Annotated in this window: 13 protein-coding genes and 1 tRNA gene; 4 read left to right on the forward strand and 10 right to left on the reverse strand. The window is 64.9% G+C overall.

Annotation, left to right across the window (positions count from 1 at the left end):
• Positions 1 to 38 precede the first annotated feature (38 nt).
• The 3 genes from ACGYK7_RS06970 to dtd are packed head-to-tail and all read left to right on the forward strand — an operon-like array spanning position 39 to position 2,273.
• Positions 39 to 1,151 (forward strand): primosomal protein N' (replication factor Y) - superfamily II helicase, encoded by a 1,113-nt coding sequence (locus ACGYK7_RS06970; RefSeq protein WP_394400293.1) that lies wholly within the window; start codon positions 39 to 41, stop codon positions 1,149 to 1,151.
• Positions 1,148 to 1,825, forward strand: coding sequence for a nitroreductase (locus ACGYK7_RS06975; RefSeq protein WP_394400295.1), 678 nt, complete (start codon positions 1,148 to 1,150; stop codon positions 1,823 to 1,825). Before ACGYK7_RS06970 ends, ACGYK7_RS06975 begins: the two co-directional genes overlap by 4 nt.
• A 1-nt stretch (position 1,826) precedes the next feature.
• Positions 1,827 to 2,273 carry a D-aminoacyl-tRNA deacylase gene (gene dtd, locus ACGYK7_RS06980; RefSeq protein ID WP_394400297.1) on the forward strand — a complete coding sequence of 149 codons (447 nt, stop codon included), beginning with the start codon at positions 1,827 to 1,829 and terminating at the stop codon, positions 2,271 to 2,273.
• A 192-nt stretch (positions 2,274 to 2,465) separates the two neighbouring features.
• On the opposite strand, the gene ACGYK7_RS06985 is transcribed toward dtd, so the two are convergent.
• The 5 genes from ACGYK7_RS06985 to ACGYK7_RS07005 all read right to left on the reverse strand — a co-directional run bounded on the left by ACGYK7_RS06985 (position 2,466) and on the right by ACGYK7_RS07005 (position 7,286).
• Positions 2,466 to 2,726, reverse strand: a complete 261-nt coding sequence (locus tag ACGYK7_RS06985; RefSeq protein WP_394400299.1) for a hypothetical protein — start codon at positions 2,724 to 2,726, stop codon at positions 2,466 to 2,468.
• The gene (locus ACGYK7_RS06990; RefSeq protein WP_394400301.1) at positions 2,716 to 2,958 is read right to left on the reverse strand and encodes a DUF1127 domain-containing protein; all 243 of its coding nucleotides are present in this window, start codon (positions 2,956 to 2,958) and stop codon (positions 2,716 to 2,718) included. The genes ACGYK7_RS06985 and ACGYK7_RS06990 overlap by 11 nt, the downstream gene beginning before the upstream one ends.
• A gap of 259 nt (positions 2,959 to 3,217) precedes the next feature.
• Entirely contained in the window at positions 3,218 to 5,098 is a 1,881-nt protein-coding gene (locus ACGYK7_RS06995) for an acyl-CoA synthetase (protein WP_394400303.1), read from the reverse strand.
• 148 nt (positions 5,099 to 5,246) lie between these two features.
• Positions 5,247 to 7,058, reverse strand: coding sequence for an ABC transporter transmembrane domain-containing protein (locus ACGYK7_RS07000; protein ID WP_394400305.1), 1,812 nt, complete (start codon positions 7,056 to 7,058; stop codon positions 5,247 to 5,249).
• Positions 7,059 to 7,212: 154 nt separating this feature from the next.
• Positions 7,213 to 7,286, reverse strand: a tRNA-Gly gene (locus ACGYK7_RS07005).
• 167 nt (positions 7,287 to 7,453) lie between these two features.
• Between ACGYK7_RS07005 and ACGYK7_RS07010 the strand changes: the two genes are divergently transcribed.
• Positions 7,454 to 8,395, forward strand: a complete 942-nt coding sequence (locus ACGYK7_RS07010; RefSeq protein WP_394400307.1) for a YihY/virulence factor BrkB family protein — start codon at positions 7,454 to 7,456, stop codon at positions 8,393 to 8,395.
• On the opposite strand, the gene ACGYK7_RS07015 is transcribed toward ACGYK7_RS07010, so the two are convergent.
• The 5 genes from ACGYK7_RS07015 to ACGYK7_RS07035 all read right to left on the reverse strand — a co-directional run bounded on the left by ACGYK7_RS07015 (position 8,386) and on the right by ACGYK7_RS07035 (position 14,520).
• The gene (locus tag ACGYK7_RS07015; RefSeq protein WP_394400309.1) at positions 8,386 to 8,967 is read right to left on the reverse strand and encodes a hypothetical protein; all 582 of its coding nucleotides are present in this window, start codon (positions 8,965 to 8,967) and stop codon (positions 8,386 to 8,388) included. The genes ACGYK7_RS07010 and ACGYK7_RS07015 overlap by 10 nt on opposite strands.
• Positions 8,964 to 11,204: a molybdopterin cofactor-binding domain-containing protein gene (locus ACGYK7_RS07020; protein ID WP_394400311.1), complete on the reverse strand. Its 2,241-nt coding sequence runs from the start codon at positions 11,202 to 11,204 to the stop codon at positions 8,964 to 8,966. The genes ACGYK7_RS07015 and ACGYK7_RS07020 overlap by 4 nt, the downstream gene beginning before the upstream one ends.
• A 1-nt stretch (position 11,205) precedes the next feature.
• The gene (locus ACGYK7_RS07025; RefSeq protein WP_209219091.1) at positions 11,206 to 11,664 is read right to left on the reverse strand and encodes a (2Fe-2S)-binding protein; all 459 of its coding nucleotides are present in this window, start codon (positions 11,662 to 11,664) and stop codon (positions 11,206 to 11,208) included.
• 126 nt (positions 11,665 to 11,790) lie between these two features.
• Positions 11,791 to 12,990: a hypothetical protein gene (locus ACGYK7_RS07030; protein WP_394400313.1), complete on the reverse strand. Its 1,200-nt coding sequence runs from the start codon at positions 12,988 to 12,990 to the stop codon at positions 11,791 to 11,793.
• Positions 12,991 to 13,083: 93 nt separating this feature from the next.
• Positions 13,084 to 14,520 carry a TolC family outer membrane protein gene (locus ACGYK7_RS07035; RefSeq protein WP_394400315.1) on the reverse strand — a complete coding sequence of 479 codons (1,437 nt, stop codon included), beginning with the start codon at positions 14,518 to 14,520 and terminating at the stop codon, positions 13,084 to 13,086.
• Positions 14,521 to 14,614 lie beyond the last annotated feature (94 nt).

A 14,614-nucleotide genomic window follows, 5' to 3' on the forward strand; every position in this document is an offset into this window, starting at 1 on the left:
ATCCGCTTCGCCGCGATTGACCTTGCAAAGCACCCCATATGTCCGCTACCGATCTGCCCCCCGCCGCCCCGCTTGAAGAGCACCGTTTCCCCTGTGACACCTGCGGGTCGGATATGCGCTTTGATCCGGCGCAGGCGCTGCTGATCTGCGATCACTGCGGCAATGTGGAGCCGATTGACGGCACGGGCCGCCACGCCCATGCCATCGCCGAGCAAGACTTCCGCGCGGGGCTAGAGGCCGCCCTGCCCGACGCCGAGATGGAAGAGACCCGCGTCACCACCTGCCCCAACTGCGCAGCACAGGTGGAATTCGAGCCCGGCAAACACGCCGCCGAATGCCCCTTTTGCGCGACGCCCGTGGTGATCGACACCGGCACCAACCGCCATATCAAACCGCGTGCCGTGTTGCCCTTTGCCCTGCCCGAAGAACGCGCCCGCGACGCGATGAAAGACTGGCTCGGCAGCCTTTGGTTCGCGCCCAATGGCCTGCAACAATATGCCCGCAAGGGCCGCCGAATGCAGGGCATCTATGTGCCCTTTTGGACCTATGATGCGCAGACAGCCTCAAGCTATCGCGGGGAGCGTGGCACCGTCTATTACGTCACCCGCACCGTCACGCGCGATGGCAAGCGGGTGCAGCAGCAGGTGCCGAAAATTCGCTGGCGGGCCGCTTCGGGGCGGGTGGCACGGTTCTTTGATGATGTGTTGGTGCTTGCCTCCCGGTCGCTGCCCAAGAAACACACCGACGCGCTGCACCCTTGGGATCTCTCGGCGCTGGAGCCCTATGCGCCCGAATACCTCGCGGGTTTCCGGGCCGAGGCTTACGGCATCACGCTTGAGGAAGGCTTCGTTCAGGCCCGCGCCCATATGGACCGGGTGATCGAGCGTAACGTGAAGTTCGATATCGGGGGCGACCGCCAGCGCGTGCATGACATCAACACCCAAGTCAGCGATGTGACCTTCAAACATATCCTGCTGCCGGTCTGGCTTGCCGCCTATAAATACCGCGGCAAGACCTATCGTTTCGTGGTCAACGGCCATTCCGGCAAGGTGCAGGGCGAACGCCCCTATTCCGCCATCAAGATCACCTTTGCCGTGGTGCTGGGGCTGATCGCCGCCGCCATCGTCGGCTATTTCATGGCCCAGCAATGACCCAAAGCTACGAGCAATTCACCGACCTCTTGCAGGCGCGCTATTCCTGCCGCGCCTTTCGGCCCGACCCCGTCCCCGAAGAGACCATCACCCAAATCGTCAGCGCCGCGCGCCATGTGCCCTCGTGGTGCAATGCGCAGCCATGGCAGGTGACCATCACGCGCGGCGGGGGCACCGAATCCTTTCGCGCAGCGCTCCTTGAAGCCGCCAGCGCCAATACCCCGGTCGCGCCGGACCTGCCATGGCCCACGGGCTATTCCGGCGCCTATGCCGAACGCCGCCGCACCTGCGGCTTCCAGCTTTACGATGCGGTGGGCATCGCCAAATCCGACCGCGCCGCGCGTCAAGCGCAGATGCTGCGCAACTATGCGCTTTTCGACGCGCCCCATGTGGCCATCGTGACCGCCCCGGCCGAGCTTGGTCCCTATGGCGCGATGGACTGCGGCGGTTTCGTCACCGCCTTTACCCTCGCCGCGATGGCGCTCGGCGTGGCCAGCATCCCGCAGGCCGCCATCGCCGCCTATGCGCCCTTGGTGCGCGAGGTGCTGGCATTGCCCGGGGATCGGCTGGTGCTCTGCGCGATCTCCTTCGGCTATGCCGATGAGACGCACCCCGCGAACGCCTTTCGCACCGAGCGGGCCACCCCTTCCGACATCATCGACTGGAAAGACTGACATGCGCGCATTGCTGCAACGGGTGACCGAGGCTTCGGTCACGGTCGAGGGTGAGGTGATCGGAGAGATCGGCCCCGGCCTGCTGATCCTCGTCTGCGCCATGCCCGAGGACACCGAAGAAACCGCCGAGAAACTGGCCCTGAAAGTTTCCAAGCTGCGGCTGTTCAAGGATGAGGGTGGCAAGATGAACCTGAGCCTTGCCCAAACCGGTAGCAGCGCTTTGGTGGTGAGCCAATTCACCCTCGCCGCCGATACCGCGCGCGGCAACCGCCCCGGCTTTTCCGGCGCGGCAAAGCCCGAGATGGCCGAGGCGCTCTATTCCCATTTCGCCCGCAGCCTCGCCGGGCTCGACATCCCTGTGCAGACCGGACAGTTCGGCGAGGATATGGCCGTGGCGCTGGTCAACGATGGGCCGGTGACCCTCTGGCTCGACAGCGCAGCGCCCTGATATCTCGGTGGAAAGCATGGGCCGGCAAGCTTGGGAGGAGGTAAGCTTGCCAGCCGGTATAACGGGTCCGGGAGGAGGAGGACCGTTAATATGCGGTGTCAGATCAACCCGGGAAGGAGCGGGGTCCGGCACCTGACAATGCAGCGCGCGGTGGCGCAACATTGATGGCTGAGGGTCTAAAAGCGCAGTGGCTTAGAGACCGTCGTATTCTTCGGTCACCAGCGCTTGGGCGTGCTGGGGAATTTGGTTGCGGTCGATGCCCGCACGCTCAAGCTGCGCGTCGCTCATGCTGTTGAGAACGGCCTGCATGCGCGAGATTTGCATCTGGGTAACGCCACGCGCCAGCAGGGCGCCGACTTTGCCAGCAGCGGTGCCAAGCGCACCGAAGACTGGAGCGGTCGCATCGCGCAGGGAGAAACCGTGAGGGGCGGATAGGGTGTTGTCATACTTCATAGGTCTGTTCCTTTGAAAGTTCTTCCGACGCCAGACGCCGGATATCGCACCGTGCGATGCCGATATCGGACAGTTCGCGATCGCTCAGTGCGTTGAGTTCTGTGAAAGTTCGGTTGTAAGCTGCGCGCCGGGCCTTGATCTGGGCCACGCGACGGCGCATGCCGTCAACGGTGTGAAAAAGCCCATCGAGCGCGGAGCTCAGGGTAGTGCCACGTGAGATTGCCATCGTCATAAGCGCAACTCCTTTCAGAATGCTGCAAGTGCATTATCAATGCTGCAATGCAGAAGTAGTACGCTCTGACCCTATTTTGAACCCGCAGAATTTGCATAGGCGCTATGCCCGTCACGAAAGGCCGGGGGCTAACTATAGGTAAATAGCCTAAAATTTTTGCGCCGATACACAGGAAATGTGCATCGGCGCAACGCAGCGGGGCTGCAATTCGGGAATTTGGGGATCGAAGGCGGCGTGCCGCCCTGCCCGCGCGAGTCGCTTAGCGCGCCGGCTCCCAGGGACGGGTGTAGACGTTGAGCACCTTCGCCACGTCGTCATGGCTCGCGTCGTTCATCGTCACCTGCGCCACCAAGCCGCGCTTCTTGTCGTCCACCACCTCGGTCACCCGCGCGGCACAGCCCGCCTTTTCAAGGCTGCCGTTATAGACCCGCGTGATCGCATCCTTGCGCAGATCGGGTTTGAAGATCTTGCCGACAGCCGTCTTGGGCAACTCGTCCATGATCTTGAGGTGCTTGGGCTGGGCTGCGCGTTCGGCAACATGCTCACACGCATAGGCCAGCAGTTCCTCTTCCGTGACATTGGCGCCCTCGACCAGTTCGACAAAGGCGCAAGGCACCTCGCCCGCGTGGGGATCGGGCTGGCCGATGGCCCCGGCAAAGGCGACAGCCTCATGGCCAAGCAGCGCCTCTTCGATCTCGGCAGGGTCGATGTTATGCCCGCCGCGAATGATCAGGTCTTTGGCCCGGCCCGTGATCCAGATGTAGCCATCCGCATCGATCCGTCCCAAATCGCCGGTGCGCAGGTATTTGCCATGGTAGAAGAGGTCTTTGTTCTTGTCCTCTTCGACATAGGTGTGGCCCGCAAAGACACCGGGGTTCGACACGCAGATCTCGCCAATCTCATCCGTCTCCGCATCAATCGGCCCGTCGACGGTGCCCTTGATGATCCGCACGTCCGAATAGGGGAACGCGATACCGATGGAACCGACCTTCTTGATGCCATCTGTCGGGTTGCAAGAGACAAGGCAGGTCGCCTCGGTCAGGCCGTAACCCTCGACCAGCGTGACGCCCGTGGCCTTCTCAAACCGGCGGAAGAGCTCCAGCGGCAGCGGCGCGGAGCCAGAGAAAGCGGTTTTCACCGTGCTGACATCCGCATCAATCGGACGCTGCATCTTGGCCGAAATCGCCGTCGGCACGGTGATGATAAAGGTGATTTTCCACCGTTCGACCAGCTTCCAGAAGTTATCAAACACCCCTTCCCCGCGATAGCCCTGCGGCGTCGGGAAGACCACATGCGCGCCCGAGGACACGGCGGCCATCAGGATCACATGACAGGCAAAGACGTGGAACAGCGGCAGCGGACACATGATATTGTCCTGCTCGCTGAACAGCAGCCGATGCCCCAGCCAACCGTTGTAGATCAGCCCCGAATACTTGTGCTGCGCCACTTTGGGCATCCCGGTGGTGCCGCCGGTGTGGAAATAGCAGGCAACGCGATCCTCTTGCACATCCTCAAAGTTGAGCGAGGTGTTCTGCTTGGCGATCTCGGCATTGAAATTGAGGTATTTCGCTTGGTTGTTCACCATCCCCTTGGGCCGCACCAGCGGGACGATCCAGCTTTTCGGCGGGGTGAGATAGCGAACGAGATCGACTTCGAGCACCGTGTGCACCTTGGGCGCAAGCCGCACCGCTTCGGCGGTCTTTTGGGCCACATCGGTTTTGGGAAAAGGCCGCAGGGTGACGACGACGGAGGCGCCCACTTCGCGCAAGATGGCACCGATCTGTTCGGCGTCGAGCAGCGGGTTGATCGGGTTCACGATCCCGGCCACGGCACCACCCAGCAGGGTGATCGTCGTCTCGTTACAGTTCGGCAGCACATAGGCCACCACGTCCTTCTCGCCCACGCCAAGGCTGCGGAAAAGGTTCGCCGCCTGCGTCACGCGGCCATGCAACTCTTTCCAAGACAGCGTTTCGGCCTTGTCCTTGGGGCCCGAGAAAATCTGATAGCTGACGGCATTGTGGTTGGGGAATTTCGCGGCCGTATTGCTCAGCATTCCGTACAGCGTCTTGGCCACGTCGCGGTCTTCCCACGGCATTTCCGCCGCGATGGCATTGCGGTCTTCGATCCCGGCGAATGTCATGGTCTCTCCTCCCCTGTGCCGGTGTTCCGGCTTATTCTCCTTGCGCCAGATTGCGGCGAAACGCGCCGTTTCGCAAGCAATCGGCGGCAACAAACGCAACGTCACACGAAGGTGACGTAACGCCGGGGTTGCGCTGTTCAAGACCGGCTCAGGCCGCGGCGGCGGCCCCATCGGTGAACTGAAGCCGCGCCAGGCGCGCATAAAGCCCGTCACTGGCGACCAATTCGTCATGGGTGCCGATGGCCGCGATACGCCCGGCCTCCATCACCACGATGCGGTCGGCCTTTTTCACGGTGGCCAGACGGTGCGCCACGATCAGCGTCGTGCGATCCGCGCTGAGCCGGTCGACGGCGGCCTGCACCAGCCCCTCGCTCTCGGAATCCAGCGCCGAGGTCGCCTCGTCCAACAGCAGCACCGGCGCGTCGCGCAGGATGGCGCGGGCGATGGCGATGCGTTGTTTCTGCCCTCCCGACAGCATCACGCCGCGTTCGCCCAGATAGCTGTCATAGCCCTCGGGCAGCGCGGTGATGAAGTCATGCGCAGCGGCGGCGCGGGCGGCGTCCTCGACCTCGGCATCACTGGCATCGGGGCGTCCGAAACGGATGTTCTCAGCCGCCGTGGCGGCAAAGATCACCGGGTCTTGCGGCACCAGCGCCACCGAACGGCGGAAGTGGTCCCGCGCCACGTCGCGCAGGTCGACCCCATCCAAGGTGACCCGCCCCGACTGCGGATCGTAAAAGCGCAGGATCATCTGGATAATCGTCGTCTTCCCCGCGCCCGAGGGGCCGACAAAGGCCACCGTCTCACCGGGGTTGATCTCAAGGTCGACACCATCCAGCGCCGCCACATCGGGGCGTGCCGGATAGGTGAACTGCACGTTCTCAAAGGCGATCCGCCCCGCGACAGGCTGCGGCAGGCTGCTCTGCGCTGTGGGCGCCGGGTCTTGCACCGTATCCTCGCTTTGCAACAGGTCGATCAGCCGTTCCGTGGCCCCTGCGGCGCGCTGCAATTCGCCCCAGATCTCGGACAGGGCGGCGACCGCGCCCGCGACCATGACCGCATAGATCACGAATTGCACCAGCGCGCCCGCGCTCATCACATCCGCCCTCACGTCGCGCGCGCCGATCCACAGCACGCCCACCACACCCGCGAAGACCAGAAAGATCACGATCATCGTCATCACGGCGCGGGTTTTGATCCGGCGCTGCGCGGCATCGAAAGAGGCTTCGGTCATCTGCGCGAATTGCCCCCGGCTTGCGGCCTCATGGGTAAAGGCCTGCACCGTTTGCACCGCGCCCAGCGTTTCAGAGGCGTTGCCCGAACTCGCCGCGATCCAGTCTTGGTTCTCGCGGCTGAGCACCCGCAGGCGGCGGCCCAGCGTCAGGATGGGGATCACCACGGCGGGCACGATCAGCAGCACCAGCCCGGTCAGTTTGGCCGAGGTCAGCAACATCAGCCCCAAGCCGCCCACAAAGATCAGCAGGTTACGCAGCGCGATCGAGACCGAAGAGCCGATCACCGAGAGGATCAGCGTCGTGTCGGTGGTGATCCGGCTCAGCACTTCGCCGGTCATGATGCGTTCATAAAAGGCGGGGCTCATGCCCACGACACGGTCAAACACCGCGCGCCGGATATCGGCCACCACCCGTTCGCCCAACCGTGTCACCAGCGCATAGCGCAGCCCGGTGCCAAGGGCGAGCAGCCCTGCAATCAACAGCGCCGCGAAGAAATAGAGGTCGAGCAATTCGCTCTCCCCCGTGCCGAAATTGTCGATCACCCGCCGCACCGCCAAGGGCAGGGTGAGCGAGATCATCGCGGTCATCACCAGCGCCGCCCCGGCGGCGGCCATCAGCCAGCGATAGGGCGCCATGAAGGGCATCAGCGCCGCCAAAGCCCCGATCCGCCGCGACTTTTCGCGTTCGTCTTTGGCGCTTGGTGCGGGGGCTGGGGTGCGTGCCATGGGCTTTCCTTTGTCTTTCCACATCGGTCATGGCGCGGGGGCTGAGCGGGGTCAAGCAAGACCGCCCCAATGAGGACAATCTGCCGCCCCCGACAGGCTGCGGCGGGCGCAACTATCCCGCGCGGCGGCGGTCACGAAAGCTTCGGAGAAAGAGTGGAGCGGGCGACGGGAATCGAACCCGTATCATCAGCTTGGAAGGCTGAGGTCTTACCATTACACAACGCCCGCGCTACGGCTCCTCTCCTATTTTATCGGTCCTTGAGCGTCAAGTGGAGCGAGGCCCCTTTGGTAAGATCAATTACATGAGCCTGCTCTCGCCTTTGGCCGTCATCAAGGTGGCGGCCCGGGCAAAGGGGCACTAGCTTAGCCGCATGGGATGAAAACGAGGCATTGGAATGGACGCCAGACCGGCCCAAGACCAAAAGCGCGAGGTCGTCATGACCCACGGTGTTCTCAGCGAGGATCCCGAGGATCTGTTTCACGGCACCGGGCTGCGGGTCGTGCGGGCCGTCCTGCACGAGGCGGTGCTGCGGCTGTGGAGCGATGATGCCTTCGGCATGGCCGGAAACGTGGCCTTTCGCGCGCTGCTGGCGATCTTTCCCTTCCTGATCTTCACCAGTTCGCTCACTGCCTTTGTCGGCGACCGGTCGATGGCCGATGACCTGATCCATTTCCTGATCGCCATCGTCCCCCCTGCCCTGATCGAACCGATCGTGACGGAGGTGGAAAAGGTCATGACCGTGCCGCGCGGCGATCTGCTGAGCGTGGGTATCCTGCTGACCGTTTGGTTCGCCGTGGGCGGGGTCGATGGGGTGCGCGTGGGGTTGAACCGCGCCTATGGGCTGCGCGAGACGCGGTCCGTCTTCACCATCTACGCCGTGCAGGTGGCCATGGTGCTGCTGGCGAGCCTGATCCTCGTGATCGTGGGCTACCTGCTGGTGCTCGCCCCCCGGGCCGGGTCTTGGCTGCATATGCTGATGCCGGGTTTCGATCCGCGTTCGGTTACCGTAGGGCTGGTCCGCTTTCCCGCCTCGGCCACGATCCTGCTGGTCGCCCTCTTCGCGGCCCATGTGATCCTGCCCGCACGGCGGACGCGGTTCAACAACATCTGGCCCGGCGTGGTCGCCACCGCCGCCGCTTGGACCGTGCTGGCGGTGCTGTTTTCATCCTACCTGCGCAGCTTTGGCACCTATGCCAGCTATTACGCGGGCATGGCAGGGATCATCGCGGCGCTTTACTTCATGTATCTCGCGGCACTGGTGCTGATCTTTGGCGGTGAGTTGAACCGCGCCTTGCGCATCCGCAGATTGGCCCGCGCGATGAGCGATCAGCCCTGATCCCCTGCGCAGGGCGTGCCGGCAGCGCCCCAGACTGTCACGTCATGCACCAGCGCATCGAGCGTCCCTTCGGGCACTGACCGCCCCGCGCCGGGGGCGAAGCCCCAGTTCACGAAAGCCGAGTTTTGCAGGTGATCGACCAATGAGGCGATGTCATGCCCATCGTTGGTCTCAGGGTCGCGCAACTGGGTGCAGACCTCGACAGAGGATTTGCCGAACCACGCCAATTCCACCGGCGGCAGCCGCCAGGCATCGTCGATATGCGGTGGGGCATGGGGCACGGTATTCGCAGCCGCAGAGGTGACGTGGCAGGCGTCACAAGGGATGCTCTCGGCCCCGATCCTGCTCTCGCCCGCGCGCACATTCATGCCGTGCACCGCCTCCGGCCCATAGCCCAAGCCCTGCCACATCGGCCGGCCCTCTTCGCCCACATGGCAATTGGTGCAACGTGGATGCGCGGTGACGATGAAAATCCGATCCCAAGCGGCCAGCCCCTCGGCGCGATCGGGCGCGTCTTGCGCGAAGGCGGGGGCGGCCAGCATGAGTGCGGCGCAGGTCGATAGATATCTCATGCGAAATCCACGGATTTAGACAGGGGGAGTTCACGGATCCGCTGGCCCGTGGCGGCGAAGATTGCATTGGCCAGCGCCGGCGCGGCGGGCGGCACGCCCGGCTCACCGATGCCGCGCAGCTTGCCGCCATTCTCTAGCCCGCGCACTTCGATCTTGGGCGTCTGATACAGCCGCAACCCTTCGTAGAGGTGGTAATTGTCCTGCTGCGGCACCCCGTCGCGATAGGTCAGTTCGCAGTTCATCGCATGGCCCAAACCCCAGATCACCGCGCCGGAGAGTTGCGCCTCGAAGTTCACCGGGTCCATCACGCGGCCCACTTCGGCGGCAACGAAAACGCGGTCGATCTTGAGGCCTGCGTCGGTCTGGCTGACCTCGACCACCTCGGCCACCGGCACGCCGAAGGACAGGCAGAACGCCAGCCCCCGGCCCCGCCCCGGCCCAAGCTCTGCGCCCCAGTTCGACATCTCGCCCACGGCCTCCAACACCCCGCGCGAGGGCGCATGGCTGCACAGCCTGAGCCGTTCCTCCAAAGGGTCGACGCCCGCGGCATGGCACATCTCATCCATGAAGCTTTCGTGCAGGAAGCCGTTGCCCGACGCCCCGACCGAGCGCCATGAGCTCACCGGCACCATCGCGGGCACACGGTGGCCGGTCACGCGGTAATTGGGGATCGCAAAGGGCTGATCCCATGCGCCTGCGACGATGGCCATGTCGGGGCCGAAGACCGGCTGGTTCAACCGCGCCATCTGCGATTCCGCTGTCGAAGGTGCCGCGATGGCCAGATCATAGGCCGCGATCTGCCCCTCCGAAACCTTGCCCCGCGCCCGCGCCATGGCCAGCGGGCGGGGGAAGTCATGGGTGAAATCCTCCTCGCGCGACCAGACCATCTTGATCGGCGTGCCGGGCATCTGCATCGCCACTTCGACGGCCCGCAGGGTATAGTCATCCTCAAGCCGCCGCCCGAAACTACCGCCCGACATCAGCACATGGATATGCACGTTCTCGGCGTCGATCCCGGTCAGCGCGGCGACATTGGCCTGCATGAAACGCGGGATCTGCGTGCCGGTCCAGATATCGACGCGGGCCTTCTCCAGCTTCACCACGACACTCATCGGCTCCAGCGGGGCATGGGCCAGATAGGGGATGCGGTACGCGGCCTCCAACACCTCCCCATCGGCCAGGGCCGCGCTGACATCACCGTCATCGCGAAACCGGCTGTCCTGCCGGTCATCGGTGAAGGAGGCCGCCACGGCCTCGAACTGATCCGCCGTGTCGCCGATATAGGGCGACGCGCCCCAATCACATTTCACCGCCTGCACGGCTTGAAAGGCCCGCCATGTGTTGTCGGCCACCACGGCGACGCCGCCGGTGATGGGCAAGACCGCCTTCACGCCGCGCATCTTTTCGGCGCGACCCGCGTCAAAGCCCATGATCGCCCCGCCCTGCGCCGGGTTGGTGCGGGTCGTGGCGTGAAGCATCCCCTCCATCGCCATGTCGATGCCATAGGTCTGGGTGCCGGTGGATTTGGCCATGATATCGGTGCGCATCTGGGCCTTGCCAAGGTGCCGCCACGCGCCGGGATCGCGCAGCGTGAGCTCAGTCACCGGGTCGATCTCCGCCGCGGCGGCGGCGAGGTCTTGATAGGCCAGCCGCATGCCGTCGGGCAGCACCACCGCGCCCGCCTCGGTCTTGAGTTGGCTCCGTTCCAGCCCCGTCTGCGCCACGGCGGCGGCCAGCAGAGTTTCGCGCGCCACGGCCCCGGCCATGCGCAGCCGGTCGTACATATCCGGCACGGTCGAACTGCCGCCGGTCAATTGCAGGCCAAGCAGCTTTCCCGCCACATCCGAGGCGCCGCGCCCGGTCCGCGCCAGCAGCGTTTCCGAGGTCGCGGCGATCGGCATCGCCTCAACCCCGACCACGCCGTTGTAATAGACCGGCGAAGGCGGCCCGGGCGTGATCCGGACCGTGTCGAGGTCCACATCCAATTCCTCGGCGATCATATGGGCTTGGATCGAATAGGCCCCCTGCCCCACATCGGCGCGCGGGGTGATCAGGGTGACGCCGCTCGCGTCGATCTTGACGTAGGGCGTGATCGCCGCCGCGCCGGGTGGCAAGCCTTCGAGCAGCGGGTTCTTCAGGTCGCGTTTGTACAGATAGGTGCCAAAGGCCACGCCCCCGGCAATGGCGGCGGAGCCGACGATGAAACTGCGGCGGGTGATGGTGCGCAGGCGCGACATGTCAGCCCCCCCGCAGCCGCGCGGCGGCGCTGTGAACGGCGGCACGGATGCGCGGATAGGTGCCGCAGCGGCAGAGGTTCCCGCTCATCGCGGCGTCGATCTGATCGTCCGTCGGCTCGGGGTTCAGCTCCAGGAACGAGGCCGCCTGCATGATCTGCCCCGATTGGCAGTAACCGCATTGCGCGACCTGATGCTCCACCCATGCCGCCTGCACCACATGCAGCGCTTCGGGCGTGCCCAAGCCTTCGATGGTGGTGACATCGCCGTTCACATCCGCCGCCCGCAATTGGCAGGACCGCACGGCCAGCCCATCGACATGCACGGTGCAGGCACCGCATTGCGCGATGCCGCAGCCGTATTTCGGCCCGGTGATGCCCAACTCATCGCGCAAGACCCAGAGCAACGGCATGTCGTCTTCCACATCCACCTCGTGGACCGTGCCGTTAACCGTCAATTCCATCGGTGATCCTTCCGCGCTGGTGCCCCAATGTAGCCGGTAGCACATATCGCGCAAGACCACGCGCGCGGCGGGTCGCGCAGCGTCACCTTGGCGGGGCGGTCATGGCGGCGGGTGCCGCCGCTTCGCTTATTCGAGGTCTTGCGCCGTCAGCGCGCGGTGAATTTCGCGGCGGACCAGTTTGCGCACATTGCGGGTAATCCGCTCACCCAAGGCGCCCTGAAGCTCGGCGCGGACGATCTCGGTCACCATATCGCGCAGCGCTTCTTCGTCGAGAAACTGATCCTCGCCCGCGTCCTGCGCCGGAGTGGCATAGTCGAATTCAGGCGCGGTGGCGGCAGGATCGGCGACACGCGGGCCGCTGTCGGCGAAACGGCGCACCTGCTCTTCCACCTGCGGTGTCGAAGCCTGCGGGCGGCGGGGGGCGGGCGGCGCGGGGGTCTCGGCCTCTACCGTGGCCGTGTCGGCAGTCGGAGCCTCTGGCGCGTCAAGCTCCGCCTCGTCTTTCCACTCCATCGCCGGAGGTTCGGTGCCGGAATAGTCGTTATCGCCGGGCGCGTCCGGATCCCAATCGTCCGAAATCTTGCCAATGGCCGTTTCAAGCGCCGCCAGCTTGTCGCTGCGGCTGCCCCCCGAGGATTGCGCCACGGTGCCGGAGACGGCGCGGGCGCGGGCCTCACCCGCGGCCTCTGGCGCGGGGGTGCGGTAATCCTCGGCATGCAGATCGCTCGGATCGTCATGCAGCATGTCGTAGTCCAAGGGCGAGACTTTGGCCGGATCAACCGCAGCGGCCTTTGGCCGATCCGCGCCATCGGAGGTGGCAACCCTGAGCGCGGGAGTCAGGACCAAACGGTCGCTCGACGCCACGGAAGCCTTCTCGGCAGGCGGGGTTGCGGGATGGCGGGCCGAGACGAAAGGACGCTCTGCGTCATCGGCGTTGTCGTCGGCCTCTGCCTGCATGGCTTGGGTCAGGCTCAGCGGCGGCGGCGCGGCTTTGGGTGCTTCACCGGCGCCTTCGTTAGAAGCAGGGCGCGCCGTGCCGCCCGAAGCGGTGCGCAGCGACAGATGCGGGGTAAAATCCTCAGGCGTGAGGCTGTCCGATGTCGGCCCGTCCAACGCGCCGCCCCGCGTGCTCTTGAACGCGGCGCCCTCGCCCTGTGGCTGGCGCACCACAGGCGTAGCCCCGGCGTCATGCGCGGCGCCCGTGGCCTCCGGCTTGGAAACCGGCGTCGGGTTGGACGTTTGCAGGGGACGCTTGTCTTCGGACACCAAACGGCGAATCGACGACAGGACGTCTTCCACCTCCGCGTTTTTGACGGGTTCGGACATATTTCTCTACCACTCTTGCCTCGCGGATAGCTTAACCGCGTGGAAGGATTCTCACAATGGGGCGGTGCAAAATGCCGAACGACCGTGCAAACGTCAGTCTTTTTGCAGCGCGCGCAGCACCCGATCCAGTGCTTGGCCCTCTTTCGAGTATTTAGCAGGGGCGTCCTTAACAAGGTTGTAATAGGCCCCCGCGTCATAGATCTGCACCGGCAGCTTCAAATCCTGCGCAGTCAGACGGCCCGTGGCCGCAAGCACGGAATAGGCCGCCACATAAAGGTTGGCGCGGGCCGACACGCGGGTCGATTCCGCATCCAGCAGCGATTGCTCTGCGTCCAGCACGTCCAAGGTGGTGCGCGCGCCGAGGGTGGCTTCCTCGCGGACGCCCCGGAAGGCGATACGCGCGGCCCGAATTTGCCGGTCGGAGGCCTCCAACTGCGCCCGTGCCGAGGCCAGCGCAGCATAGGCGTTGCCCACCTCCTGCTCGACGTCTCGGCGCACCACATGCAGGTTGGCGCGCTGCGCGTCCCGCTGCGCCATTGCGCTGCGCACGGCCGAAGACAGCGCCCCGCCCTGATAGATGGTCTGACCGACCTCGACCCCAACGCTGCCGCTGCGGGTATAGGCCTCGCTGTCGAAGGTCTCGTTCAGGCCATATTGGCCGTTCAGCGTGATCCGCGGGCCCATGGCCGCCTCATTGGCTTCGACACTGAGATCGGCCGCCGCCACCTGATGCTGTGCTGCGATAATCGACGGGTGAGTGCGCACGGCCAATGCCTTGGCCGAGGCCAGACTGCCGCCGACATTCGGCAGGCTCGGCGGTTGGCTGAGGTTGCCCGGCGCATGACCCACGGCGTTGCGATATTCCTCAACCGCGCGCAGCAGCGCGCCTTCGGCACCCGCCAGCCCGCTGCGGGCATTGGCAAGCTGCGCTTCGGCCAGCGCCACATCGGTGCGGGTGACTTCGCCCACGTCGAAACGATCCCGCGCGGCGCGCAGCTCTTGGGTCAGCAGACGCAGGTTGTTGTTGCGCAGCTCAACCGTTTCCGAAGCTTCGATCACGCCCATATAGGCCGCAACCGCGCGCAGCAGCACCTGCTGCTCTAGGTTGACCAAGGTCTGGCGGGTGGCCAGCACGGCCTCTTTCGCCGCCTCCACGCGATAGGCGCTCGCGCCGAAATCATAGAGCAAAAGCTCCCCAATCAGGCTGATCGACGCCTTCAGGCTTTCCGTCGACTGGGCTGGCAACAGCGAAGAGCTGCGCGTGGTGCCAAAGCTTTGCGTCAGCCCCGCAGCCCACCGCAGCACCGGCTTCAACGCCGATTTCGCCGCGGCCACATCCTCATCCGCGGCACGCAAAAGCGCGCGGTTCTGCTCCAGCAGGCCAGAATGCTCATAGGCCCCCACCAGCGCGTCGGCCAATGTTTCGGCGGCAGCCACACGCGGCAGGGCGGCCCCGCCGGCGAGGACGAGGCTCACCGGCAGGGCGATGGCATAACGTTTGAGGGATTTCGTGAAACTGTTCGCGCTCATGGCTCAATGCCCCTGAATAGCTTTTATAGACCTTTAGACCGGCCCGTGGGCCGATCGGGGCGGGTGCCCCTCCCCTGAAAGCGAAGTGGCGCGC

This window comes from Sulfitobacter sp. 1A15299 (genome assembly GCF_043556915.1).
Taxonomy (GTDB): Bacteria; Pseudomonadota; Alphaproteobacteria; order Rhodobacterales; family Rhodobacteraceae; genus Sulfitobacter.